Annotated in this window: 25 protein-coding genes; 13 read left to right on the top strand and 12 right to left on the bottom strand. The window is 38.8% G+C overall.

Annotated elements, in window-relative coordinates; genetic code table 11:
* Positions 1-156: 156 nt before the first annotated feature.
* From ADU73_RS05690 to ADU73_RS05650, 9 genes are all read left to right on the top strand, one after another.
* The gene (locus ADU73_RS05690; RefSeq protein WP_046871875.1) at positions 157-567 is read left to right on the top strand and encodes a peptide deformylase; all 411 of its coding nucleotides are present in this window, start codon (positions 157-159) and stop codon (positions 565-567) included.
* Between the two features lie 141 nt (positions 568-708).
* Positions 709-1,407 (top strand): response regulator transcription factor, encoded by a 699-nt coding sequence (locus ADU73_RS05685; RefSeq protein WP_046871874.1) that lies wholly within the window; start codon positions 709-711, stop codon positions 1,405-1,407.
* Positions 1,408-1,450: 43 nt separating this feature from the next.
* Positions 1,451-2,809 (top strand): sensor histidine kinase, encoded by a 1,359-nt coding sequence (locus tag ADU73_RS05680; RefSeq protein ID WP_062903927.1) that lies wholly within the window; start codon positions 1,451-1,453, stop codon positions 2,807-2,809.
* Positions 2,810-3,025: 216 nt separating this feature from the next.
* Positions 3,026-3,697: a hypothetical protein gene (locus tag ADU73_RS05675; protein ID WP_046871872.1), complete on the top strand. Its 672-nt coding sequence runs from the start codon at positions 3,026-3,028 to the stop codon at positions 3,695-3,697.
* Between the two features lie 16 nt (positions 3,698-3,713).
* Entirely contained in the window at positions 3,714-4,373 is a 660-nt protein-coding gene (locus ADU73_RS05670; protein ID WP_046871871.1) for a VTT domain-containing protein, read from the top strand.
* Positions 4,360-4,980 carry a phosphatase PAP2 family protein gene (locus tag ADU73_RS05665; RefSeq protein WP_046871870.1) on the top strand — a complete coding sequence of 207 codons (621 nt, stop codon included), beginning with the start codon at positions 4,360-4,362 and terminating at the stop codon, positions 4,978-4,980. Before ADU73_RS05670 ends, ADU73_RS05665 begins: the two co-directional genes overlap by 14 nt.
* 33 nt (positions 4,981-5,013) lie before the next feature.
* Positions 5,014-5,955: a glycosyltransferase family 2 protein gene (locus ADU73_RS05660; protein WP_062913267.1), complete on the top strand. Its 942-nt coding sequence runs from the start codon at positions 5,014-5,016 to the stop codon at positions 5,953-5,955.
* Positions 5,956-5,961: 6 nt separating this feature from the next.
* Positions 5,962-7,932, top strand: coding sequence for a hypothetical protein (locus tag ADU73_RS05655; protein ID WP_062913266.1), 1,971 nt, complete (start codon positions 5,962-5,964; stop codon positions 7,930-7,932).
* Between the two features lie 21 nt (positions 7,933-7,953).
* Positions 7,954-8,397 carry a GtrA family protein gene (locus tag ADU73_RS05650; protein ID WP_046871867.1) on the top strand — a complete coding sequence of 148 codons (444 nt, stop codon included), beginning with the start codon at positions 7,954-7,956 and terminating at the stop codon, positions 8,395-8,397.
* A 95-nt stretch (positions 8,398-8,492) separates the two neighbouring features.
* Here ADU73_RS05650 and ltrA read toward each other — a convergent pair whose 3' ends face one another.
* The 5 genes from ltrA to ADU73_RS05625 form a co-directional block, all read right to left on the bottom strand.
* Positions 8,493-9,878: a group II intron reverse transcriptase/maturase gene (ltrA, locus tag ADU73_RS05645; protein WP_046870767.1), complete on the bottom strand. Its 1,386-nt coding sequence runs from the start codon at positions 9,876-9,878 to the stop codon at positions 8,493-8,495.
* Between the two features lie 104 nt (positions 9,879-9,982).
* Complete coding sequence (locus tag ADU73_RS05640) at positions 9,983-10,180, bottom strand: hypothetical protein (RefSeq protein WP_046870766.1); 198 nt, start codon at positions 10,178-10,180, stop codon at positions 9,983-9,985.
* 188 nt (positions 10,181-10,368) lie between these two features.
* Positions 10,369-11,142 carry an ABC transporter permease gene (locus ADU73_RS05635; RefSeq protein WP_046871742.1) on the bottom strand — a complete coding sequence of 258 codons (774 nt, stop codon included), beginning with the start codon at positions 11,140-11,142 and terminating at the stop codon, positions 10,369-10,371.
* A gap of 13 nt (positions 11,143-11,155) precedes the next feature.
* Entirely contained in the window at positions 11,156-12,061 is a 906-nt protein-coding gene (locus ADU73_RS05630; RefSeq protein WP_062913265.1) for an ABC transporter ATP-binding protein, read from the bottom strand.
* Between the two features lie 159 nt (positions 12,062-12,220).
* Entirely contained in the window at positions 12,221-13,042 is an 822-nt protein-coding gene (locus ADU73_RS05625) for a glycosyltransferase family 8 protein (RefSeq protein WP_046871744.1), read from the bottom strand.
* Between the two features lie 79 nt (positions 13,043-13,121).
* Between ADU73_RS05625 and ADU73_RS10425 the strand changes: the two genes are divergently transcribed.
* Complete coding sequence (locus ADU73_RS10425; RefSeq protein ID WP_145930486.1) at positions 13,122-13,406, top strand: hypothetical protein; 285 nt, start codon at positions 13,122-13,124, stop codon at positions 13,404-13,406.
* A 52-nt stretch (positions 13,407-13,458) separates the two neighbouring features.
* Here the strand turns inward: ADU73_RS10425 and ADU73_RS05620 are convergent, their stop codons facing one another.
* The 5 genes from ADU73_RS05620 to ADU73_RS05600 form a co-directional block, all read right to left on the bottom strand.
* Positions 13,459-14,058: a hypothetical protein gene (locus tag ADU73_RS05620; RefSeq protein WP_062913264.1), complete on the bottom strand. Its 600-nt coding sequence runs from the start codon at positions 14,056-14,058 to the stop codon at positions 13,459-13,461.
* A gap of 22 nt (positions 14,059-14,080) precedes the next feature.
* Positions 14,081-14,833, bottom strand: a complete 753-nt coding sequence (locus ADU73_RS05615) for an SDR family NAD(P)-dependent oxidoreductase (protein WP_046871746.1) — start codon at positions 14,831-14,833, stop codon at positions 14,081-14,083.
* Positions 14,834-14,911: 78 nt separating this feature from the next.
* Positions 14,912-15,895 (bottom strand): amidohydrolase family protein, encoded by a 984-nt coding sequence (locus ADU73_RS05610; RefSeq protein WP_046871747.1) that lies wholly within the window; start codon positions 15,893-15,895, stop codon positions 14,912-14,914.
* 44 nt (positions 15,896-15,939) lie between these two features.
* Entirely contained in the window at positions 15,940-16,560 is a 621-nt protein-coding gene (locus ADU73_RS05605; RefSeq protein ID WP_158231695.1) for a nuclear transport factor 2 family protein, read from the bottom strand.
* 25 nt (positions 16,561-16,585) lie between these two features.
* Complete coding sequence (locus tag ADU73_RS05600; protein ID WP_046871749.1) at positions 16,586-18,937, bottom strand: ABC transporter ATP-binding protein/permease; 2,352 nt, start codon at positions 18,935-18,937, stop codon at positions 16,586-16,588.
* A gap of 131 nt (positions 18,938-19,068) precedes the next feature.
* Between ADU73_RS05600 and ADU73_RS05595 the strand changes: the two genes are divergently transcribed.
* Positions 19,069-19,530 carry a MarR family winged helix-turn-helix transcriptional regulator gene (locus tag ADU73_RS05595; RefSeq protein WP_046871750.1) on the top strand — a complete coding sequence of 154 codons (462 nt, stop codon included), beginning with the start codon at positions 19,069-19,071 and terminating at the stop codon, positions 19,528-19,530.
* Between the two features lie 318 nt (positions 19,531-19,848).
* Here ADU73_RS05595 and ADU73_RS05590 read toward each other — a convergent pair whose 3' ends face one another.
* Positions 19,849-20,406: a TetR/AcrR family transcriptional regulator gene (locus tag ADU73_RS05590; protein WP_046871751.1), complete on the bottom strand. Its 558-nt coding sequence runs from the start codon at positions 20,404-20,406 to the stop codon at positions 19,849-19,851.
* A 106-nt stretch (positions 20,407-20,512) separates the two neighbouring features.
* On the opposite strand from ADU73_RS05590, the gene ADU73_RS05585 reads away from it, so the two are divergent.
* Together ADU73_RS05585 and ADU73_RS05580 are read left to right on the top strand one after the other, a co-directional pair.
* On the top strand, positions 20,513-21,460 hold the full coding sequence (locus tag ADU73_RS05585; protein ID WP_046871752.1) for an amidohydrolase family protein: 948 nt from the start codon (positions 20,513-20,515) through the stop codon (positions 21,458-21,460).
* A 27-nt stretch (positions 21,461-21,487) separates the two neighbouring features.
* Positions 21,488-22,342: an alpha/beta fold hydrolase gene (locus ADU73_RS05580; RefSeq protein ID WP_046871753.1), complete on the top strand. Its 855-nt coding sequence runs from the start codon at positions 21,488-21,490 to the stop codon at positions 22,340-22,342.
* 671 nt (positions 22,343-23,013) lie between these two features.
* On the opposite strand, the gene ADU73_RS05575 is transcribed toward ADU73_RS05580, so the two are convergent.
* Positions 23,014-24,672 carry an Ig-like domain-containing protein gene (locus ADU73_RS05575; RefSeq protein ID WP_062913263.1) on the bottom strand — a complete coding sequence of 553 codons (1,659 nt, stop codon included), beginning with the start codon at positions 24,670-24,672 and terminating at the stop codon, positions 23,014-23,016.
* Positions 24,673-24,708: the final 36 nt, after the last annotated feature.

Genomic DNA, 24,708 nt, shown 5'->3' with positions numbered 1-24,708 from the left:
GCACATATCCTTGTGAACTAACTTGCATTTGTTTAATTAACTACAATTAAAATTAGGGCTTTTAGTTTACCTCGAACAATTGTTAAAATCACCAAAGTAATCTAAACTTGATTTGAACTCATTATTTTCTACAAATTATAAAATCAGGAGAAAACTATGATTAAACCAATTAATCGCAATCAAAGCACACTTTCAAAAAAGGCCGACCAAGCTACCAAGGCTGATCGGCAAACGGTTACTGATTTACTGGACACCCTTAAGGCTCATCAAGCAGATTGTGTTGGCATGGCCGCTAATATGATTGGCATTAATAAACGAATTATTGTCGTTCAAATGGGACCCTTGGCGATTCCTATGATTAATCCGGTGATCACCAAAAAAATCGATCCATTTACCACTAAAGAAGGCTGTTTATCCTTGTTAGGTGAACGATCGACGACCAGATACAAAAAAATTGAAGTTACTTATTTGGATCAAAAGTTTGCCCCTCATAAACAACAATTTTCCGAGTGGATTGCCCAAATTATCCAACATGAAGTTGATCATTGTGAAGGAATCTTAATTTAAACATAATTCAAAATTGAGCTCTTAAAGCCAGTACCATCCGGCTCAGGGAGTTTTTTGTTTTTTCGTCTTAATTTCTTTTTTTCGAGAATCTGCAGTAAAATATAATTAACAATGTACACATTAATTTGGGGGATAAATAAAATGGGGAAAACAGTGCTTTTGGTTGAAGATGAAGTAGGTTTAGTTGATGCTTTAACTTCTGAATTTCAATTTGAGGATTATCAAGTCCTAACTGCCTTGGATGGTGTTAGTGCTGTCGAAACATATTTAAAAAATCAAAATAAAATTGATCTGATTGTTCTGGATTGGATGTTACCAAAACTAGATGGCTTGGGGGTCTTACGCCGGGTTCGTCGTGAAAGTGACGTACCAATCATTATGCTAACTGCTCGCGATTACACTGGCGATAAAGTGGCAGGCTTAATGTCCGGCGCTGACGATTATATTACCAAGCCATTTGATACCGAAGAACTTTTGGCTCGCATGCAAGTTGTCCTTCGCCGTCCGCGTCAAATTCAAACCAACAACAAAACACCTATTTATCAGTTAGACGATTTAACTTTGGATACTGCCAAACGCCAAGTAACGCGTGGCGATCATCACATTCAACTAACGCAACGGGAATATAAATTACTCTTAGAAATGTTTAAAGCAATTGGGAAAACATTTACACGTGATGAATTGCTCGACTCAGTCTGGGGCGTTGATTTTGATGGCCAACCAAATATCGTGGACGTTTACATTCGTTACTTACGCAATAAAATTGATAAGTTTCCTGACTCAAAAAAACTCATTCACACCATTCGCGGCGTTGGCTACACCCTAACGGTTAACGATTAACCAGATAATTCAAACTAGTTATTAGAACAAGGAGCTCTGATATATGAAAAAGAAATTTAAATTCAAACAAGACAGTTCTTCGATTATGTTACGCAGTTTCATGTTCTTAATTACTGTTATCATTTTGATCTCAGGAATAATTACCGTTATTGCGGTTGGAAATCAATTGATGGAGACGAGCCAGAAAAGCGCAAGTGGTATCATTAAAAGCCTAAAAAAAACAGATATTGATGGCAACGATGACTGGAAAAATTGGCGTGCTACTAATGCACTTGATACCAGCACGAGCCACGTCTTCGTTCATAATATGCGAAAAGATGCGAATACAAAGTATTATTATTCACCGGATACGCGCAATTTATTAAAAATAAAGCCCAAAAAGATTCCGTTAATTAAAAATCTCTATTATCGCCATGATATGGGATTCTTATACTATGCCACCGGCCACGCTAGAGGCATTGACTACAAACTATGGGTTAGTCTCGACGCCCAATTTGAAACCTTGGTCCGCGTGGTTATGGTCATGATCGTCATTTTGCTATTAACTGTAATAATCAGTCCTTTATATATCCAGCTGGTAGCAAACCGCCTAACCAACTCTTTAACTAAACTGACCAAAAGTGCAGAAGCCAGTTCAAGTAGTCATATGTTGCGCCATGCTTCTCAACTTCCGGTGCCAGCAAGTCCCACTGAGGTAACAAACTTGGCCACTAGTTTTGACCGTTTACTTACGCACTTATATGAACAATCTGAGAAGGAAAAAACGTTCATTTCAAATGCTGCTCATGAATTACGAACCCCCATTGCAACCATTCGAACCCATGCTCAACTCATTGAACGCCGTGGCAAAGAGCATCCCGAAGTTATTGATAAATCGGTCGGTTATATTAATGAAGAATCACACCAAATGGCAAATCTTGTGGACGAATTACTGACCCTGACTCGGGCCGATCGCACATCATTAGATTTAAAAGAATTTGATTTAAGCAAATCATTATTAGTCATTAAAGATAAAATGGCTCCCCTCTTAAAACAACAATTGACAACCGATATTTCTGAACAGATAACTGTCAAAGCTCACAAGGAGAGCGTAGAACAAATCATCATCAATCTTTTGAGCAATGCTGGTAAGTATTCTGATCCCACTAGTGAAATTAAACTAAGTGTAAAAAAATTGAATGATCATGTTGTTGTTCAAGTTGCGGATCAAGGCAACGGAATTTCCGCGGAGGACGGATCTCATATATTTGAACGCTTTTATAGAAGTAGCGAAATTCGTGGGTCTACTTCCGGAACCGGATTGGGTCTGGCGATTGCTAAACAACTAGCTGATTTAAACCATGCTCAGCTTTCGTTTGAAGCAAACCAACCCCAAGGCACCATTTTTTCGTTAACATTTTAATGATTACTTTAAATTTCTTGGATTTTTCAAGGAATTTTTTTGTACTCAAAAATCTAATTTTGAGAATTTCTAATTTTAAACCTCACTATGGCAACCTTTAGTGAGGTTTCTTTTTGTTTCTGAAAAATTCTCATTTACGTTTTATTTTGATCCTCTTTCTAGAAAATCATTAACAAAATATGATGAAGACAATCAAAAAAGTGAGGTGACATTCAAATGTCGGCAAACGGTCAAAAATCTATTCACGTCTTTTCTAAACTGCATCCATCCGCAATTAAAACTGGTTTACTGATTCTAATTGCAATGAGTGTTGGGAACTTAATTACCGACTTTCTGACCTTAATCATCTCCCGACCGGTCACCTTGTTAGTCGCGATTATTTCGTTGCTCATCATCTTAAATGATTATTGGCAAGAAAACTCAAATCAACCATTAGTTTGCTTTGTTAATACGGCCACAATTACCAGTATTAGTACTTCGCTTGTTGACGCCTGGCATAAAAGTTTTGGTCTTTCTTGTTCTTCATTATTTATTGGGGCAAGTTTTATCTTAGGACTTCTCGCGTTCAATCAGCATGCTCACTTGGTAACTCTCAAATATCCATTGCAATTTACATCCGTTTTTTTGATGATTTTTACCTTTAACGCTGGTGACTGGTTACTTAGTATTTCACAAACTTCAAATCGGTTAATTGTCCTAGTAATTATTGCTTTAACAACCCTGATTTTGATTTTTATATTCAGGCATTTGATTCAACCGTCAGTGTTTATCATCTTATTATTTCTAATGACAGTGGTAAACCTCGTGCTTAGCAATTTTATTGATCCTATTTTAGGCCGGCAGTTTTTCACTGTCGTTGGGGTAATCCTAACGAATCAAATTCATTAAGAAAAGAGGACCTTCAATGATAACCACTTTACTAACAGGTTTATTGAATATGAACCATTTGCTACCTCACTTGATTGCTCAATATGGATCACTTGTCTACGTGGGTCTCTTTGCCCTTATTTTTATTGAAACTGGTTTGGTTATTTTTCCCTTTTTACCCGGAGATTCAATCTTATTTTTAAGCGGCTCGATTGCTGCCATGTCGACTCACTCGCTCAATTACATCACATTAATTGTTCTCCTATCAATTGCCGCGATTGCAGGAGATAGCTTAAATTTTGAACTGGGTCATCACTTTGGAGGCCATTTATCGAGTCCCAAGTGGCAACGGTGGATTAAGCCGAAATACCTTGCCGAAGCCGAACTCTTCTTTAAAAAATACGGAAATTGGGCTATTTTTTTAGGCCGTTTCATTCCGATTATTCGGACTTTTGTTCCCTTCACAGCAGGAATAAGTAAAATGCATTATCGTCAATTTATTCTGTATAACGTCATTGGTGGAATTACTTGGGTTAGTATCGCCGTTCTATCAGGCTACTTCTTTGGTAACATTCCAATAATTAAAGCCCATTTTGAATTAATTATGTTAGCCATTGTTCTTATCTCTCTTATCCCCATGATGGTGATGCTCTTAAAAAGAACCCGAAAAGGATCTGACTCAAATGCAGAAGAATAGAAATTGGCTTTTCGTTGGTATTATCGCAACCATTTTATTTCTAAGCCTAACGATTGCCGTTTACACCAATTCTTCCGGCCTCGCCTTCATTGATAGAAGTATTCAGGAAACTGTGAGAAATTCCGTAAATCCGTCACAAACTCATGTGTTTACGATTATTGCTTTCTTTGGCAGCCCAACCGTAACAATTATTGCAACGTTACTCATTGCGGGCGCTTTTTGGCATTTTAAAAATCGGGTGATTGCAAGTTGGATAATGCTCGTCCAACTTGGTGGCGATGCCGTCGCTTTTCTAATTAAAGAAATTATCCGCAGACCGCGACCTAATATGCAACTTGTAAAAGATACTGGATTTAGCTATCCGAGTGGTCACACGTTTAGTACTGCCCTGCTTGGTTTAACAATTTTATTTATCATTGTTCCTTATATCAAAAATCGTGAAACTGAACTAACCGTTTCACTGCTGACCATCACGTGGTTTTGCTTTGTCGCATTTTCGCGGTTTTATCTGCGTGATCATTTTCCGAGTGATGTTTTCGCCAGCTTTTTACTAGCCCTTTCGTGGTGGGAATGGATGCGCGTCATATACTTCCAATATAAATTCTGATCACAATCTATTCAAAAGAAAGAAGAATAACCTATGAAAAAATTAACCATTGTCATTCCAGCATTTGATGAAGAAGAAGTTCTTCCTTCAACGTTGCAACGACTTCTAAAAATTGAAAATAATTTAATAACTGCTCAAACAATTAACCCTGATTCTAATATCATCGTAGTCGATGATGGCTCTACAGATAAAACTTGGTCACTGATTACTGAGGCAAATAAAAGGGATTCTCATGTGGCTGGCATTAAATTCAGCCGTAATTTTGGTCACCAAAATGCGCTCATTGCTGGCATGACAGAAGCAGTTAAAACAGCTGATGTTATCGTAAGCATTGATGCCGATTTACAAGATGATCCTGATGCCATTCCGGCAATGGTGCATAAATTTTTAGCCGGTACTGACATTGTGTATGGTGTTCGGAATAATCGAGATACCGATACTTGGTTCAAACGGACAAGTGCCAATCTATTTTATAAAACTCTAAATCTTTTGGGCGTGAAACTCGTTCAAAACCATGCGGATTTCCGTCTGATGTCAAAGCGTGCCGTTCAGACACTACTTCAATATAAAGAGCGAAATTTATTTATTCGTGGTATCATTCCAATGTTGGGTTTTAAATCCGAAAAGATCTATTACAAACGGACTCCCCGCATGGCCGGTAAATCTAAATATCCACTCAAAAAGATGCTAGCTTTTGCCTGGAACGGAATTACCTCACTTTCAATTGCACCAGTTCGCACTGTTCTCTTGCTAGGTGTCTTTGCTAGTCTGTTAGGTGTGATCGCCTTACTTTATTCCTTCATTAGTAAATGGATGGGCTTAACTGTCCATGGCTGGTCTTCATTAATGATTTCTATTTGGATATTAGGTGGTTTTCAAATGATCAGTTTAGGAATTATTGGTGAGTACATTGGTAAACTCACGAAAGAAACCAAAAAGCGTCCACGCTTTACTATTGAAAGCAAAATCGGGTAACTTCAAATGAGTAAAAAATTAACTGTTTTTAAAATATTTCCATTAATTTTGGCTTTTGGTCTCTTAATCGGAATTGTTTCAAACATCTTCTTTCCGCAAGATGTTAAATTAAGTTGTTTGGTCGTGATTGCATGCGCTGGATTAGCCTTTGTTTGGCCATTATTCCAAACATTAACCAATCGCCTATCTTCTAAATCAGTTACACGATTTATTATTAGTGGATTGTTATTGATGGTTGTTATCCAGTTACTTGTTTTACATTTCCTACCGGTAACTGTCTATCATGATCCATTTCGTGTTCTTTCACAGGCTGAATTGCTGAGCAAAAATAACTACTCTTGGAGCAACTCCACTTATTTTTGGCGCTATCCTAATAACGTTTCGATAACGTTTCTATTAGGTCAATGGTTGAAATTTACAAATTTTTTGGGACTCACAACTAATGCTGGGCTTCACTTTTTGTCACTAATTTTCTTAGATAGTTTTATTAGTCTTTCCCTTAAAAATATTCGGAGATTTTCCAAACAAAATGGTTTGGTGTTAGCGGCTCTGATTTTCTTTTTAATTAGTCCCTTTGCCTACACGTACTATTTACAAGTCTTTTACTCTGATTTACCAGCAATGGTATGCCTTTTGTTTGGATTCAATGTTTTAATGCGATGGCCGACCCTTTCCAAAAAGAACCGCCTTTTTCAGGGGTTGGGTTTATTTTTGTTAATTCTAATTGGTCAACTCATCAAACCAAATCTAATTGTATTTGGCATTGCAATTATCGTTCTACTTGGAATATTTCTTATTCGTAATCGATCTCAGCTTTTAATCTACGGAATCCCCTTAGCCATTATTTTAATCGGCTTTGGCGCAAGCATTCCAGCCAAGGCCGCCATTCAAAATAATGTCCACTTTACGAATAATACCAAGTATGAATTACCAACTGCCAATTGGATTTGGATGAGTTATGATCACAAAAGTTATGGAACCTACTCAAATTCGGCAGTTAAGAAAATGAATACTTTTTCTACCATCGCGGACCGAAAAACCTACTTAAAAAAAGCGATCCCCAAACGGATTAAAGCTTTAGGCCCCCGCGGAGTCATTGAACAGTGGTTGATTAAAACTGGAATTCTTCTTAAGGTAGGCGATCTGCAGGCATCCTATAGCGGTGGCCTTATCGAGGCTCCCAATATTCAGCCGAAGTTGCAAATTATATTGACAATGTTGGGATCCTTAATTATGCGGGTCGGCTTTATTTTTATCTATGGCATTGCCTTTTTCAAATGCTTAGTTATGCTAACGGCAAAAAAAGCTTCCGGAAAACCAATCATTGGTTTGGCGGTTATTACAGCGGTTGGGTATCTTCTGTTTCACACGTTTGTCTGGGAAACTGAAAGCCGCTATGGCCAGGCCTTATTACCCCTTTTATTTATAGTCAGTGCCTTTCCGACGCCATCAATCCTGCAGTCGACCAAAACGTTTAGCATGCGCAAACGGGGATTAATAACCGGTGGCATTGCTGTTCTTGCAGTTCTTGTTTTTGTTACTGAATCAACCTCTTTCGTAAGACCCAAAGAAGTAGTTGTGGCTAGTCAGCGCAGTCAGTTATCGGCCCAATATGACGCTAAACTAGCCACCATTCAACCTGGGACGACCGTAACGCAAAAGGTTAAAATCAAACAACCAACAACGAAAGTTTCAATCCTAGTTCCTAAAAGGGCTCATCTAACTGGAACCTTAGTTTCACTAAATAATCAAAAACGTTATACTTTTAAACGAACGAAAACTTATTTTATCGTCCATGGTAAATTTAAAAGGGGCACTTACCAAATTGTTTTGAACAATTTCAATTGTAAGGCTCAAAAGCTTCAAATTGTTCAAACTCAAAGCTATCGGTTAGCCCCATATCCGCTTAGAATCAAGGACACTCAGCATGCTTATGCATCTTTGATCTACACTTTCAGTAATAAAGTATCATCCTAAAATCAGTTAAGAGGTTAAGTTATGAAAAAAATTAAGGCCCTTTTTATCCAGTACTATAGTGTGATCAGTTATCTGTTTTTCGGTGGTTTAACAACTTTGATCAATATTGGTGTTTTTACCGTTCTACACAATATGACTACTTGGAACTATCAAGTTTCAAACGTTCTGGCCTGGTTCTTATCAGTTTTGTTTGCATATATAACTAATAAATTGTGGGTATTCAATTCCAAAACATCTACTCCCAAGGCCTTCATTCAGGAAATTAGTTCTTTTTTCTTTTTCCGAATCGTTTCACTCCTATTTGATACTTTAATTATGTGGGTCGGCATCTCACTGTTAGGCGGAAATGCCATCTTAGTAAAAATCATTGATAACGTTTTAATCGTCATCATAAATTACGTTTTCAGCAAGCTGTTTATTTTTAAATCTTCACCACTGAGTTCCTCAAAAAAGCAGGAAGATTAGAATCTATTTCAATCGAGTAGGAGGTAGTTGATTAATTCAACTACCGACCTCTCACACCACCGTACGTACGGATCCGTATACGGCGGTTCAGTAATTTAAGCACTTTGAATGAACTGGAGTGTCTTGGTTAGATTCATTAATCCAAGGCGTTCCAGTTTTTCATTTGTTAAGGTATATAACAAGGTTTTACTATGCGCTGTACGCCAGTAACCCTTACGGGTATTGGCAGACTTAACCGCATCACTTGTAGATAATCCTAATCGTTTCAAGTTATTTATCTTTGTCTTGGTCTTCTTCCACTGTTTCCAGATATACTGCCGTATACGAGACCTTAACCATTTGTCCAATGTCTGAATAAAAGTAGTCATCTTTCCAACAGAAAAATATTGGATCCAGCCGCGCATCTTTTGCTGAATTTCTTGAAATATCTTGTCAGTTGACACCCCACGATTGCGCTTAGTAATTTGCTTAAGCGCTTGCTTAATTCTAAGCTTGGGTTCTTTGGCTGGTCGTACATAAGCACCACCATGTCCGACTCCCAATGAAAATCCTAAGAATTTTAGTCGTAGAGGTGATCCAACCTGTGTCTTCTTTTGATTGACCGTTACTTTTAGTCGACCTTCCAGAAAATTAGAGATACTTTCAAGAACTCGTTGCCCAGCTCGCTGACTTTTAACGTAAATATTACAGTCATCCGCATATCGGACAAATTTATGGCCTCGTTTTGTCAATTCTTTATCAAGTTCGTTCAAATAAATGTTGGCTAACAATGGTGAAAGTGGACCTCCTTGGGGAGTTCCTTTTTCACTGCTTTCAAATAAGCCATGATTCATGACCCCACTGGTTAAAAATCGACGAATCAATTTTGTTAACCATGGATCATTCACGTATTGTTCAATGAACTTAATTAATAAATCGTGGTTCACAGTATCAAAGTACGCTTTTAGGTCTAGGTCAACCACTCGGTGAAATCCTTCGTTATAAAATGAAACGACCTGTTTAATGGCTTGTTGGGCACTTCTTCCTGGACGAAAACCAAAACTACTCTCTGAGAACGCTTGCTCAAACACTGGGCTCATAACTTGGGCTACCGCCTGTTGGACCATACGGTCAACAACTGTCGGAATTCCTAATTTACGGGTACCTCCGTTGGGCTTGGGAATCTCTACTCGTTTAACCGGCGCTGGTTTATATGTGCCATTTGCTAGTTGTTCAAGTAGCTCTTTCCGGTGTTCTTTCAGGTATGGCAAAAGGTCTTCAACGGTCATGCCGTCTAAACCAGCTGCTCCTTTATTCTTGGTCACCCGTTGATAGGCTAAATTCAGATTATTTCGGGCTAAAACCAAGTCTTGAAACTTAATGCCACTCATTCTTGTATTTTCACCAGAGGCAGTGCTACGCGCCCCGATATGCTCTTGGTCTTCCAGACCTGCCATCCATCGGTGGTCAGCTATTTGTTCTGTTTTCTGCGATTTTCGCACTGCTTCCACCTCCAATATCAATTACGAGTTATTACTGTTCGGTCCTTCGTTCACTTCGTGGACTACTATGACCTCGGCTGACTCCTGCATTACTCAACATTCCATCACTGAAGTGCTTGTCTTTGTGGAACATAACGTTCCTCTTGTCGGAAACGTGTAATACAGGTCTCCCCGGGTAAGAACGCTAACTTTCGTACCATCTCACCGTTGGCTTTACCGTCATGACTTCGAGTAGTATCGGACTTCAGTTTGTTAGGCAACCTTATCCAGTCATTTCGGCCTTGTAGCCACTTCTTGTTCATCGGTGCAGTACTTCGCCTGCGGCTTCCTTCGGATTCCACTTCACAGTGGACACCCTTGCCATTGGCTCATGGTTCCGACTACTACGGCCCATAACGGACTTTCACCGCCTAGTTAGCGCCCATGCCGGGCGCACCAAAAAAAGTGTTGAGACAAAATTGTCTCAACACTTTTTTATAACTCCTAAATTTTATACGTTTCGTTTTTTAAAGACCAAGTACCCACAAAATAGGAAAACAACGATGTACCCTAGGTTTCCCCACACCATTTGATCAACCGATAATTTAGTTAGCGTTTTGTAGGAAGATTCAACCACCTGACTGGATAAATTCAGCATATTAATTGGATTCCATTTCAACCAGTCCCACTTAGCAATTAATATAAACATCAAATTAGCAATGATGCTGCTGGCAAAATAGCCAATAATACCTACTGAGACCGCCACCGTTGCATTTTTAAACAGCGTTGCCAAAAGTAACACTAGGGTCAAGATGAGCCATAATCCAATAAACTTTCCACCCATCGTAATCCCGAGGTTTTCAATTAACGTCCGGCCATTACTAGCGGTTTTTGTAAGTTCAAACGTATCATTAAACAAAACGACTTTTAAAATAATGGTCATAACAAACGTTAGGGCATACAGATAAACGGAATAGATAAACATCGTCAACCATTTGCTTACGATTACTTGGCCACGATTATATTTGCGGTATAAAAGCTCTTTAACCGTTCCGTATTGGAATTCCATTGAAACAATGGCCCCACAACCGGCAATCATTAAAAAGACCACCCATTCCGTTCCCGTAAAGTTTGATTTGAATAATCCTTCTGGATCAAAATAATTTGGATGTGCTTTGGCTAACCCTGCAAAAAGGCTCATTAGGACAATCAATAAAATTGTCGCAAAATAGGTACTTTTTTTATGCAGTAATTTAAATAGCTCTTGATTTATTAAAGTTAACATTTAGTTTCTCCCCCTATTCCGTCAGTTGATCATCAGCTAATAATGCCAATAACGATGTTTCCAAATCGCTTTGCTGATGTTGAATATCCAAAATTTCGATGTCATTTTCTACATATAATTTTAGAATTGGCATTAATTTTTGACCTTCATCTGCAAGAATCCGGACTTCGGAACCATCACCCAACGTATAACCAGCCTTAGTCAACAACTGTTTGGCGTGTTCATCATCAGCCGATTTAATCACAAGGTATTTCTTGCCTTGATCCATCAACGCTTGCATGGAAGATTGCGACACAATGCGCCCTTTATCAATCACCAACACATCATCGACTAACTTTTCGAGTTCACTTAAAATATGACTAGAAATTAAAATAGTTGCCCCATCTTGGGCTAATTTAGTAATAATATTGCGTAAATCCTTATTTGATTCCGGATCCAAACCATTCATCGGTTCATCTAACACGATAAAATGAGGATGATTAACCAAAGCTAACGCAATTCCTAGTTTTTGTTTCATCCCTAAAGAATAGGATTTCGCTTTTCGTTTAATATATTTAGTCATTCGCAATTCAGTGACTACTTCATCAATACGCTGCTTTTGATCATCACCAGTTGCAAATAATCGCAAGTGATCGAGACCACTCAAAAATGGATAAATGCCGGGATACTCAATTAAGGCTCCGACATGTTCTAAACTCGCATGTTTTGTTGCCGTCACTTTTTGTCCTTCAACAAGAATTTCGCCTTTAGAAAAATCTGTTAATCCTAAAACAGTTTTCATGATTGTTGATTTTCCTGCTCCATTAGGTCCCACAAGCCCCACAATGCGCCTTTTTTGCACGGTAAAATTAATATCATGTAAAACTTTTTTGCGTCCAAAACTCTTATCTAGATGTTTAACTTCCAGAATATTTGCCATATTTCCCTCCATAAAGTAAACCAGTTAGTTACTTACGTGATTAACTATACATGGCACATCTACTCCTGTCAAGGCACAAAAAAAGAAGACCAGTCAGTCTTCTTTCTATTTATTAGTCTTTTGACCAACGAATCCGAAATCATTTTCTTCTTAACTTGTTTACTGCAATATATTCTGAGCCCGATACGCATAATGCTTATATAGTCCCGCATAACGCGTATGATAATCCTTTTTCCATGGCTTATCACGGCCACAAAAATGCAAAATTACTGTATGTTGAATTACCCAATCAAGATCCCACTTACCGTTACTCAATCCGTAGTATAGGGGACTGCGCCGCGCATCAAAGTTATAAAGTTCATCAGGAATTTTCTTAATTTGGTGCCCATACAATCCGTTTAACACATCTTGGTCTGGTAAAAAAAGCGCCATTTTATTTTTATTAATATAGGCAATAATATCGTCAATTTTCACATTACTTCGAATCGCCTTTAAATTGAGCATCATAATTCCTGAATTATAATAACTTTCCGCTTCATAATTACCAAGTCGTAATTTGTTGATTGGCTCAGTGACATTATTAGACAGCGCAGAATGACTTGCTGCGGCATATAAAAAATTCCCTAAATCTAGCTGATAGAGTTTCGACAAATCATTAATCGCCAAAATATCGACGTCTAAGTATAGGATCCGCTCCATATCGCTGGGTAAATACTCTTGGGCCAACAACCGATAATAAATTGTTTCTGGATAGCGATCAGTCACCGGAGCGTCCTTTAAGAAAGTTTCTCCCAAAATAACAGGATGGTAATTTAAACCTAATTGGTGACAAAAGGTCATAATTTTTTTGGTTTTCTTTAACTTATTTTTCTGAATCACATACACATCAAAGGTATGGTTAGGCGTATTAACCGTGATTGAATAGAGGGTTGTGAGCAGCTGATCCACCACGTGATTATCAATAGCAAACAGTAAATTCATATCCGTAACATCTCCTAGCCCCATTATAATATAGCCATCATGGTAGAAGAAAGGATTATTTCAATTCAAAACAAAAAGAGTGGGAAATAAGGCGATTAGATTTCGAGCATACTACGTTGTCCATGGAACTAAAGTTGCTAAAGCAACAAGTTCTCATGGCAGCCTAGATAGCTTAATGATTCGGGTTAGGAATCATTTTGCTATCGTAGCTACTACTCTGCAAATGGAGATGATTTTCGTTCCGAAAATCTTTCATGCTTCGGGCGTTGGCCATTCTTGTGGTCGAAAATCAGACCGCAAGAAGCATGGCAAGCGGAGGAATCTGCCTTATTTTCCACGTTTTAGATATAATATTTGGGAATAAAAAAGGAAACCGAGAAAAATATTTTTCTCATTTCCTTATTTTATTCAAGCTTTTACGCAAGAGCCAGTGGCGCATCTAGTTGTGGACCATCACCACGACGGGCAAGAATCCATTCATCATAGTTCCACATTTCTGAACTTTCTCGACCAGCCGCATAGTCCCAATAGCTGTCCCGCTCAAATTCAAGGACTTCACTATTGGCACCAAGACCAACCCAGCAGTAGTTTCCCTCATCTGCAACATCAATATACTTAGCCCAGGTAATCGGAACTGTAATGGTTTCACCAGCATCATTAATATAAGTTCGTTCTTGATGACTGGTACTCAGACGATCAAGCCGATCACGATAGCTTCCATCAGGATCTACGTTTTTCCAAACAAGTTCAGCCTTTTCCCATGTCTGCTTTTTGTTAGGCATCTTACCATCGCTAGGATGAATCAAAGCCTTATACGCCATCACATAACCATCATCACGATATAAGACCACGACTCTTTCATGTTGAAGTGCCTCATCTTTCAACTTGGCCGGTTGATAACGTCGAAGATGAACTTGTTCACCATCTCGTGTGACGATTTTATCGTAAACTTGATGATAATCATCTGGAATTGGTAATTCTGAATACGTGTGCCCATTAATCTCAAGTGCTGCCATGTTTTTTATCCTCCTATGTCTTTTACCAAGGTAATGTTCCCACATTTTCCGTAAACGTACCAGTTACTTTCTCATCAAATGGTAGGCTAGCCATTTTGACAATCTGAGCAGCTCCGGCCTCTACACTATTCATACCTGGAATTTTTAATCCTTTTGGTCGCCCACCAAACTCAGTGTTTGTTGCACCAGGATTTACCGCGTTAACTATAATATCACTAGCCGATAATTCTTTACTGAAATCGATCGTTGCAAAATTTGCCGCAGCCTTAGATGCTTGGTACCCAACTGATGAAATACGGTAAAAACGTGATTGGGGATCCGTTGCTAACCCTAAAGAACCCATGTCACTAGACACATTTACAATTTTTGCCGGTCGTCCTTTTTTCAGTAAAGGAACCATCGCTTGCGTTACATCAAGTAAACCAAAGAAATTGACATCAAAAATCTTACGAATTTCATCAGTGCTCATTTCTGAAGCTTTTGTATGATGACCAAGTGTGATTCCAGCGTTATTAACCAAAACGCTTAAGTAACCAAACTTTTGTTTGATTTCATCAGCAGCATTCTGAATTTGAGCTTTATTCGTCACATCTAATTGAATAAATGTCGCTTTATACCCCTCTGCCTGCAATTTTTCAACCGCATTTTGGCCACGTTTAGCATCGCGTGCGCCAACTAAAATGTGCTGCCCTAATTTACCTAAGCCTTCCGCTGTAGCAAATCCAATTCCTTTATTAGCACCAGTGATTAAGGTAATGATTTCTTTTTCTGCCATTTGTTTTGCCATCCTTTTAGTTGAATCTAAAAAGACCGAACCTACATGCGTCAGTCTTTCTAAATTAGATTATGGTTATTATTTTAAGTTAAACAATTTTTCACTATTTTGATGAGAAATTTTGTCTTTCGTTTCCTCATCAATTTTGGCATTTTCCAAAAAATCTGCAACTTGTTCTTTACGCTGAAGGAAAGGAAAATCTTCGGCCCATAAAACATGATCTGGGCCCATTTCTGATAGAGCTAAAGTCATCTGAGGTTCAGTAAACATCCCCGATGCCGTTACATAAACGTTGTCACGATAATAATCAGAAAATTTACGATCCAAAGGTGGATGAACCATTCCAGTAAATTCGTCTAATCGTTCCAAAAAATTAGGGACATTTTCACCCCAATGGCCGGAGACTAAATGTAAGTTAGGATACTTATCAAACAATCCAGAGGCAATTAACCGAATCATTTGAGTTCCGGATTCAATATGCCAACCCCACCCTGCTAGTCCAATCATATCGCCAAGTTTATCTGAATAAGAGGGACTCTTATACAAGAGGTCACGTTCAGCTTTACTAATCATTCCGGGATGTAGATACAGCGGCACATTCAACTCTTCAGCTTCGGCAAAAATCGGTAAATATTGTGGCTCATCCAGAAAATGACCATTTGGCACACCAGCAATCAACGCTCCACTTAATCCTAACTCATTAATTGAACGCTTGAGTTCTTCTGCGGCCGCATCAGGATCACCAACTGGAAGGACAGCCAGTCCGGCAAAACGATCCGGATGTTTTTTGACCTGTTCTGCCAAGAAGTCATTGGATTTACGACAACCAGCAATTGATTCCTTAACGTCATCAAGTAATTGAGGAGAATGACCAGCATTGGAAATCACTTGCATCGTAATGCCGTATTTATCCATATACTTCAGTTTTTGATCAAAATCAGTCAACAGTTGCGTAACTGCACTCGGATTTTCACCTTTGGCATTAACCTGCGTTTTAAAATTGCCTTTTGTTGCTGGAGCAGGAATTTCGTAATGCTCTTCGACGGTAATAATTTTTCTCATCATAATCCTCCAATTTCTTTATATTGACGTTTAAAAGTTACTTATTATTTATTAAACCAGTCGTTAACTTGCGTCAAAAATTTATTAACTGACTTGGGTTCGTCCAACCCAGGCAAATCATCGCTAGCTTTAACACCCATGCCTTTCAAAACAATTGCGAGGTTCTTGTAGCTATCACGCGCACCTTCAACAGGTTTCACATCATCTGGAGTAACTGGTAATAAGGTATCACGCTCATAAACAGGAGTCATACTGTAAACTTTCCACTCGCCATTAACTTTCTTTACTGAATAAACTAATCGAACGTAGATCAAATTATCCATTGTTTTGCCTTGAACGGGTGTCCGACCTGTCATAGTTGTTACAATGACCGCCACAGCCTTATCACCATTCAACCACACAAGGGTTTCGTGTAATTTATGGGCTGGTAAGGAATCAGTTTGCGCATCAGGGGATGGTTTCGAAGCCTTCAAAAAGCCCTTAATGTCACCTTTATACCAAGAAATTTCAATCGTCGCATCATCGGTATAGCATGTGGCCATGCCATCCCATAAACCATAGTCCCGAGCGTATCGCTCATATTGCACTAATTCAGTAATCTGCTGTTTGTCTAGCATCTCTTCAACTGTATTTGTTGTGGGTCTTTGATTTTCAAATGTCATCATGAATCTTCCTCTCAAATTTTTTAACTTATTCTGCTCGTAACGCAACGGCTGCATCTTTCTTTGCTGCCATCCGGGCTGGAATGTGGCCACCCAACATGGTCAATACAGTCGAAACAATCACTAAGATAACGGCCTGGGTTGGGTTCAATACCGCAACTCCGGCTAGTCCGGTCACATTTTCCAAAATTGCATTGATTGGGAAAGTTAACGCCCAAGCAACGACAATTCCAAATACACCGGCACCGAATCCTAAGATAAACGTTTCGGCATCAAAGACACGCGTAATATCTTTTTTACGGGCACCTAAGGCTTTTAATACACCAATTTCTTTTGTCCGTTCCAAGACACTTGTGTATGTGATAATCGAAATCATAATCATGGAAGTGATCAATGAAATTCCGGCGAAGGCGACTAAGACGTACGTAATCGCGTCCATGATGCCCCCAGTCATGCTAGAAATGGTGCTTGCCAAATCCGTATAAACGACCTTGTTTGACTTGCTCTTACCCTGATTGTATTTATCTAAATAGGAAAGAACTTTATCTTTTTGTTTAAACTTAGTTGGATAAATTTGAATATTGGTTGGGGTTGAATCACCACCAAGCGTTGTCAAAATTGCCGAGCGAGCAGCTTTATCCATTTTTTGGCCAGTCATCACATTGTTGTCGCTCTTCTTTTGAGCAGCCACAACCTTCGAATCCTTATTAGCGTTTAAGACATCTTTGGTTAAATTAGCACTGTAGGCAATCCCGTTTGTGAGAATCCCGTCTGAATTACCAGATTTCTTTACCCGCAGGATTCCTTTAACCGTTAAAGTCTTCGTATTCGCTTTAGCAGCCATTTTTGAATAATCGGTTCCAGAAACATAATTACCAGTAGGTAGTTTTGTATAGTAATCATCATTTGCAACTACCTTAATTTTTGTACCCACTAAATCTTTATAATTGTACTTCTGGCCTTCTTTTACATTAAAACCAAGATTCTTTAATGCATTAATGTTCACGGTGTTATCTTTATCCACAACCAACACAATGTCAGTTGATTTCGTTGGATAACTTCCCGAAAGCACTTTATAGTAAGTTCTCAAGAAACTTTGTTTGCCATTCCGTTCCACTGGATAAACACTACCATTCATCCCTGTTGAAGCACTCATCGCGGCTCTTGCACTAGTTGAGGAACTGTCAGGATCATTCGTTGAAAACGTCACTGGCTTGTATTTGCCATTAACTTCGCGTAATAAATTCATTCCGGTCCCGTAACTCACCGCAATGTTTTTAGCATCTTTTTTAGGCATTTTATTCAAATAGTCAAGATAGTCAGTTGTAATTTTATTTGTATGTTGTGCTTTATCTTCAGCACTTTTTTCTGCCAACACTTGATTATTCTTAGCAGCCTTATTATTAGAATTATCAGAACTGCCACTACTACTTGAACTCATCGCACTCGGATCGTTACTAGTGGGCGAGACCGTCACTGGCATTGTCGATAAGGCATTACTTTGCGTTTGATCCACTTGCTTTTGGAACCCATTTGAAAGAGCCAAAACAACCGCAATACTAATAATCCCGATACTTGAGGCAAACACGGTCAGGAACGTTCGTCCTTTTTTGGTTCGAATATTTGTATAGGAAAGTTTAAGAGCCGTCCAATAACTCATTTTGGTGTTGTTTAATGAAAAATCAGACTGTTTCTGTTCTTCTTCAAACGGATTGGAATCGTTTTGTATTTGGCCATCCGCAAAATTGATAATCCGATCTGCATACTTGTTCGCAAGATCTGGATTATGAGTGACCATGATGACAAGGCGATCCTTACTTAAATCACGGATCAACTGCATAATTTCGTCACTTGTTTCGGAATCCAAAGCCCCCGTTGGTTCGTCTGCAAGGAGAATCTCTGGATCATTGGCAATTGCCCGTGCAATCGCTACCCGCTGCATTTGACCACCGGAAAGTTGATTTGGTTGTTTATACATTTGATCTTTTAAACCAACTCGAATTAAGGCGTCAGTCGCTTGCTTTTTCTTTTGCGCAGCGGGAACACCACTTAATGTCATTCCCATCTCCACATTTTCCATAATCGAAAGATGTGAAATTAGATTGTAGGACTGAAAAATAAAACCGACAGAATTATTTCGATAAGCATCCCATTCAGAATCTTTAAAATTTTTGGTAGATTTTCCTTTAATAAGAAGATCACCAGAATCATAGCGATCCAACCCGCCAATAATGTTCAGCATGGTTGTTTTCCCTGATCCACTAGGACCGAGAATTGCGACAAATTCTTGTTTGCGGAATTCGACTGAAACATCATCTTGTGCCTTTGTGACAGTGTCGCCAACGTGGTAATATTTGTTGATGTGACTTAATTTTAACAACGGCATATCCTCTTTTATAATTATTTTTTGATTATTTACGTTTGACAATTGTTAACTATAAGCACATACTTCATAATTGTCAACTATTAACAATGCTTAAATTTTTATTTAAAAAATGGGAGAGTTAACAAATGGAAACAGAATCCACCAGTAGTGATATTTTCGCAAAATTTTTTCAAACTTTTGCCCAAGTCATTTCACAAAGTCGATCTTTAGACGAGTTTGGGCTCACAAATCTACAAGCAACCACGTTAAGAAACGTCTATCAACATTCAGGAATCACTATGACGCAGCTTGCCCAAAGTGTTGGTATCACCAGACCTCAGCTCACACGGATCGTCAATACGCTTGAAGAACGTGGCCTTGTTCATCGTCACCATAATGAGAAAAACCGGCGTGTCATCAATGTTCAACAAACCCAAAAAGGCAAAAGAATTATAAAAAAGCATATGGAGCTCATTCAGTCGCGAATTCAACGTCTCGTCGGCTCCCTAGATGCCAACGATCAAGAAGCCCTAATCCATCATTTAAAAGAGAGCACTCGTTTGATAGAAAAAGCTGGGTTTGTTAAAACAGAAATTGAGAAAAAGTAAAATTAGATTATAAACGCAAATAGAGAATCTTTGCTATTTAAAAAACGTGGGAAATAAGGCGGATTATTCGGCCTTGTTTTCCACGTTTTTTAGGACAGCTTCTTGAAACACCTATAGAGATATAAGCACGTCTTACCGCGGGATACCATCCCGCTATCGTCGCCCTTATATCTCTATAGCTCCCGTTTCAATCCACTCACTTTTTTAGGACAGTTTCTTGAAACAGCTATAAAGATATAAGCACGCCTTACCGCGGGATGCCATCCCGCTATCGTCGTCCTTATATCTTTATAGCTCCCGTTTCAATCCACTCACTTTTTACCAATTCACAATAGCTTCTTTCATTCCTGCTATTAAAGTCTCCGTCATCTTTTCTTTATCTCTATATAACCCCAAATCTGTAAATTCAATAAAACCAAAAATAAGACTCATTAAAATTTGAACGTGTTGGTTTAATTTGCTTGGATCACTAGAACTTCGCTGCAATATTTTAGTCGGAATATCTCTTAATTCCATTATTTTTGCCACAATTTCATCGTGATCCTTAATTTTACTTACCAGCGTTAACATGCTGTTTAGTGAATGATTTTGTTCCGAAAATTCAAATATTGCCCTCGCAAAGGCTAAAATTGCTTCTTCGCCACTCAATCCAATCACCGCATCCTGCGCATAATCGATCAATTGATTTAGAAAAACTAGTACTACTTTTATTTGAAGTTCTTCTATATTAGCCACATATCGATACAAAGTTTGCGGTTGAACATTCAATTCACGCGCAAGCCCTCGATAAGATAAATCGTTAAAATCGCCTGCTTGCACTATTTCATAAGCCTTTCGAATAACAATTGCTGTTGATAAATTAGTTTTTCGTGCCATTTTTAATTTCTCCGATCTTTTTTTGTTGACATATTCACACCGTGAGTTTATTATACACAGTGTGAATTAATTAAATCAACCTTTAACAACGAAAGGAAGCTTTTATATGTATAAAAAAATTGATTTTCATGCACATTATCTCTCACCAGGTTTCAAATCATTTCTAAAAACTTATTTCGATGATCATGGCGACGGTGTTAAAACACCTGACTACACAATTGATTCAACTTTAAAAACAATGGCCGACAATAATGTTGAGTATTCCATTATTTCACTATCTTCACCACATATTTCAAATACAAACGATGCTGGTAAAACTAGCGATTTAGCCACTGAAGCTAACGAGTATGGTGCTAAGCAACAGCAAACTTATCCAGATAAAATTGGTTTTGCAGCTTCATTGCCACTTCCATATGTTGATGAAAGCATTGCCGAAATTGATCGTGCCCGAGCAAATCACGCTTCTGCTTTTACATTGCCAACTAACGCTAATGGTACCTATCTTGGTGATCCAAGTTTAGATCCCATCATGGAAAAATTAAACGAACAAAAAACACTAGTTATGTTGCATCCAAATGAACCAAAACCAATTGCAAAAGATGTTAATAGTGAGTTGCCAGCGCCGATCATGGAATTCTTCTTTGATACTACCCGAGCGGTCACCAATATGGTGTTACACAGTGTCTTCACTCGTTATACCAATATTAAATTCATTATTCCACATGCTGGTGCCTTACTCCCAGTTATTTCAGATCGACTTTCACTTGCACAGAAACTCAATCCTGATTTGAAAGACGACCAAGTAGATATGGGCAGTGTTTTAGCAACACAGTACTTTGATGTTGCCGGAATGGTTCTTCCCCATCAACTACCAGTGCTTCAACAAGTTTCGGATCCTACGCATTTGTTGTACGCAACCGACGCTCCATATACACCAGCACCACAAGTTATCCAACTAACTAAAGAGTTAGAAAATACTGGCGTCTTATCCGAAGCAACTAAGCAAATGATTTTCTATAAGAACGGTAAACAATTACTGGATGAACTTAAATAAATAAATATAATTCGAGGAGTGTTTAATATGAGTGAATTAAAATTAGATGGTGCAACGTTACATTATGAAACAGTTGGAGAAGGCCCCGTTTTAATCTTTGTTCCTGGTGCAAATGGGACAGGTAACATCTTCAGCCACGCTGCTGATTATTTGAAAGATAGTTACAAAGTTGTTATGTACGACCGCCGTAACTATGGTGAAAGCGAATTAACAAAGCCTTTGCCTGATGGGATTAGCGATCCGCATGATACTTACCGCATCAAGACTGATGCTAGTGATTTGGCTGCTTTAGCAAAAGCCGTCAGTGATGAACCCGTCTCTATTCTTGGCAGTAGTTCCGGTTCAATTGTTGTGATGGAAACTCTACAAGATTATCCTGAAATCTTCAAGAAAGTTTTGATTCATGAATCACCTATCAACGTTTTCCGATCAGATGCAAAACAACAACAAGATAATAATCAAACCGTTGTTGATGTTGCCCAAACTGAAGGTATGATGCCAGCCATGCAAAAATTTGGTGAATTTATGCGAATCGGCGCAATTGATGCTAAAATGATGTCAAAACCAGCAACAAATGTTTCTAATATCAACGATGCTGCTGTAAATGCAACCAATGCAAAAACACGTGGCCAAGCCTTTTGGTTTGTGAATGAAATCCGTCAGTATACAAGTCGCAAGATTGATTTTTCAATCTTCGAAAAGAACCGTGACAAGCTCGTTTTGCTTGTTGGTACGGATTCACACAACTCATTCCCAGTTGAAGTCACCAAAGATATTTCAACTAAGGTAAATGTACCAGTCACACAAATTCCTGGTGGTCACTTGGGTTACGCCCAATTACCAGAAGGTTTTGCCAAAGTCTTGAAACAAGTTTTAGCTTAAATAAATACGTAAAAGGCCTCCATTTCAAAGCGAAGTGGAGGCCTTTTATGTGCTTTCTAATAACTAAAGGTTGAAAGTACAAAGTTTTACCTAAATGCCTGGTAAAAAGGGCTCACAATAAGAAAATTAGTTTAGATTTCGTCTTCCAGCAATTTGGGCTGGAACGTAGTGGGCACGACTTAGAGCCGAAATACACGTCTCTAAGCTCGGCCTTTATCTAAGCAATAAATTGCTAAGACAAACGACACTACTGAGCCCATTTGCTTCCAGACTGTTTAAATTTTTAAAACTAATTATATTTAGCGAAAAGCTTGTTATGATAACGTTCATACGGGCTATCTAAAGACAACGACTTCACCAGGTCGGAGGCGTTTTGGCCTCAGGGGTGAAATTTATCTTAGCGATTTTCGCTTAGATAAAGGTCGAGTTTGAAGATAAGTGACTTTCTTGGCTTCAAATCGTGCCCGCTATTACGCATAAAGGTCGGTTTTCGTACCGAAAACCCGCAATGCTTCATACGCTGTCGATTCTAGTGGCAAAGATAGCCGCAAGAACTCGCACCCCGCTCCAGGCCAAGTGAGCCGGAGAGCGGCAATTAACTTGATTTTGGTGGACTAAACTACTTAATAGTTAATAGCAGTGACTGAAACCATTTTTGTACTTTCAACCTTTTAATAACTAACTTTTGTGTTGCCAAACCGTCTGATCAAGCGCATCCCATGGGTGGCATTCCGTTTTACTTTAACGCCAGTAATCGAATGGCCCCTTCGTGCGTATAATTGAATCGCTGATCGACTGGCATGATAGCCGGTAAATGAATTATTTTGAATTGAAACCGAAGTCGTATGCGGCATGTGACCATACTGATTGGAAATGATAATTCCATTTTCTGGACGTGCTCGTTTTAACGTCGTACTGAAAGTATTATGCGTAACTGTCAATGATTTCGAAGACTCAAAATGAACCGGAGCTCCAAAATACGTAACATCTGCACCCATGCCACTTAAACGAACCGCATTTTTAACCGTGTTGTCAGAAAATGTAATGTGGGCAATCATCCGTCGATTACTGCTAATCGTATCATGTTGACCAATTGCAACTTGGGCTAATGAAACCAACTTTTTTCCGCTATATTCCGGTGCCCAGGTATTGTGCGTAACTGTAATATACGTCGATGGGGCGCCGTTAAAATGACCCTTCCCATACTTATTAAAACCAGGACCACCACTATTAAAATTAGCATAGTCGGTTTGAATCGATTCACCGTATTCACCATGGTTCCCATTTTTACGCATAACTTTGGTACTCAAAGTGTGTCCATAGCCATAGAAGTGGCTTTTTGTAATTGAAACATGTGAGCAACCCATCAAATCAAAGATGTGACCACCAATTCCACAGGCTTGATGGAAAGTTAGTCCGTTAAACGTGGCTTTGCTAATTCGTAGCAAACGAAATTCATGGCCGCCACCATAAAATATCCCGCCACGCCAGTTTAGTCCCCGACCTAACACGCTATAAAAGAAACCAGATTTCCCAGTGAAAGTTGCCTTAGTTGCGTTAACATGCACATTTGAAGCCAGTGGTAATTTAACGTTGGAACTCATTTTAAAGTTTCCAACCAAGGTTACCGTTTTACCTGCACGAGCCTTCTTAAATTGGCTATTCAGCGTAGAACTGCCTTGCTGGGAAACGTTAACCGTAATTTTTTTAGTAATTCCTTGGCAAGCAACTGTAATTGTCGCTTTACCGGCCCTCTTTCCATTTATCAATCCGTTTTTGGAAACACTCACAATACTGGCATGGTTAGATTTCCACGAAAAATGAGCGTTTTTTACGTTAGTAATTTTGCCTTTTAACTGTTTACTAGCCCCAACATTGACAGCAGAACTCCCTGTAAGACTCAAATTAGGCCTTGGAACAGTCACCACAATTTGTTTTGTTTGCCCTTGATAAGTAAGTGTAATTGTTGTTTTACCAGCTCTTTTACCTTTTACAAGTCCTTTTTGGGTGACCGTAGCGATGTCAGATCGACTTGAAGACCAAACTGGTTTAGCATTCTTTACGTTTGTGACATTTCCTTTTAACTGATCGTTAGCTCCAATGATAACCGTTGAACTTCCCGTCAAATTTAGCTTTGGCACCACCGCTGATGATCCTTCTGCTGATGAAGATGCCTTGATGGATTCTGATTGAGAAGGCTCGTTTGAAGCCGATGAACTTGAAGAGCTTACGGAATCTGCCGTTGAAGCTTGAACCGAAATTCCTTGATATGTATAGATCAAACCAAATAACACTAAAAAAGTGCTAAGATAAAACACGAATTTTTTCATAATATAATAATATCTCCCCTATGCTATATAGCTTAT

The sequence above is a fragment of the Pediococcus damnosus genome (assembly GCF_001611155.1).
GTDB lineage: Bacteria > Bacillota > Bacilli > Lactobacillales > Lactobacillaceae > Pediococcus > Pediococcus damnosus.
Note: the sequence above shows the minus strand (reverse complement) of the source record. Positions and strands in the feature narration are given on the sequence as shown.

What these genes read in the sequence shown, in the direction of transcription:
- ADU73_RS05635 (WP_046871742.1), bottom strand. Translation starts at nt 11,142, where the DNA reads ATGTTAACTTTAATAAATCAAGAGCTATTTAAATTACTGCATAAAAAA.
- ADU73_RS05685 (WP_046871874.1), top strand. Translation starts at nt 709, where the DNA reads ATGGGGAAAACAGTGCTTTTGGTTGAAGATGAAGTAGGTTTAGTTGAT.
- ADU73_RS05580 (WP_046871753.1), top strand. Translation starts at nt 21,488, where the DNA reads ATGAGTGAATTAAAATTAGATGGTGCAACGTTACATTATGAAACAGTT.
- ADU73_RS05615 (WP_046871746.1), bottom strand. Translation starts at nt 14,833, where the DNA reads ATGGCAGAAAAAGAAATCATTACCTTAATCACTGGTGCTAATAAAGGA.
- ADU73_RS05690 (WP_046871875.1), top strand. Translation starts at nt 157, where the DNA reads ATGATTAAACCAATTAATCGCAATCAAAGCACACTTTCAAAAAAGGCC.
- ADU73_RS05605 (WP_158231695.1), bottom strand. Translation starts at nt 16,560, where the DNA reads ATGATGACATTTGAAAATCAAAGACCCACAACAAATACAGTTGAAGAG.
- ADU73_RS05670 (WP_046871871.1), top strand. Translation starts at nt 3,714, where the DNA reads ATGATAACCACTTTACTAACAGGTTTATTGAATATGAACCATTTGCTA.
- ADU73_RS05675 (WP_046871872.1), top strand. Translation starts at nt 3,026, where the DNA reads ATGTCGGCAAACGGTCAAAAATCTATTCACGTCTTTTCTAAACTGCAT.
- ADU73_RS05610 (WP_046871747.1), bottom strand. Translation starts at nt 15,895, where the DNA reads ATGAGAAAAATTATTACCGTCGAAGAGCATTACGAAATTCCTGCTCCA.
- ADU73_RS05660 (WP_062913267.1), top strand. Translation starts at nt 5,014, where the DNA reads ATGAAAAAATTAACCATTGTCATTCCAGCATTTGATGAAGAAGAAGTT.
- ADU73_RS05640 (WP_046870766.1), bottom strand. Translation starts at nt 10,180, where the DNA reads ATGAACAAGAAGTGGCTACAAGGCCGAAATGACTGGATAAGGTTGCCT.
- ADU73_RS05585 (WP_046871752.1), top strand. Translation starts at nt 20,513, where the DNA reads ATGTATAAAAAAATTGATTTTCATGCACATTATCTCTCACCAGGTTTC.
- ADU73_RS05625 (WP_046871744.1), bottom strand. Translation starts at nt 13,042, where the DNA reads ATGAATTTACTGTTTGCTATTGATAATCACGTGGTGGATCAGCTGCTC.
- ADU73_RS05650 (WP_046871867.1), top strand. Translation starts at nt 7,954, where the DNA reads ATGAAAAAAATTAAGGCCCTTTTTATCCAGTACTATAGTGTGATCAGT.
- ADU73_RS05575 (WP_062913263.1), bottom strand. Translation starts at nt 24,672, where the DNA reads ATGAAAAAATTCGTGTTTTATCTTAGCACTTTTTTAGTGTTATTTGGT.
- ADU73_RS05595 (WP_046871750.1), top strand. Translation starts at nt 19,069, where the DNA reads ATGGAAACAGAATCCACCAGTAGTGATATTTTCGCAAAATTTTTTCAA.
- ADU73_RS05655 (WP_062913266.1), top strand. Translation starts at nt 5,962, where the DNA reads ATGAGTAAAAAATTAACTGTTTTTAAAATATTTCCATTAATTTTGGCT.
- ADU73_RS05620 (WP_062913264.1), bottom strand. Translation starts at nt 14,058, where the DNA reads ATGGCAGCACTTGAGATTAATGGGCACACGTATTCAGAATTACCAATT.
- ADU73_RS05665 (WP_046871870.1), top strand. Translation starts at nt 4,360, where the DNA reads ATGCAGAAGAATAGAAATTGGCTTTTCGTTGGTATTATCGCAACCATT.
- ADU73_RS05630 (WP_062913265.1), bottom strand. Translation starts at nt 12,061, where the DNA reads ATGGCAAATATTCTGGAAGTTAAACATCTAGATAAGAGTTTTGGACGC.
- ADU73_RS05680 (WP_062903927.1), top strand. Translation starts at nt 1,451, where the DNA reads ATGAAAAAGAAATTTAAATTCAAACAAGACAGTTCTTCGATTATGTTA.
- ADU73_RS05590 (WP_046871751.1), bottom strand. Translation starts at nt 20,406, where the DNA reads ATGGCACGAAAAACTAATTTATCAACAGCAATTGTTATTCGAAAGGCT.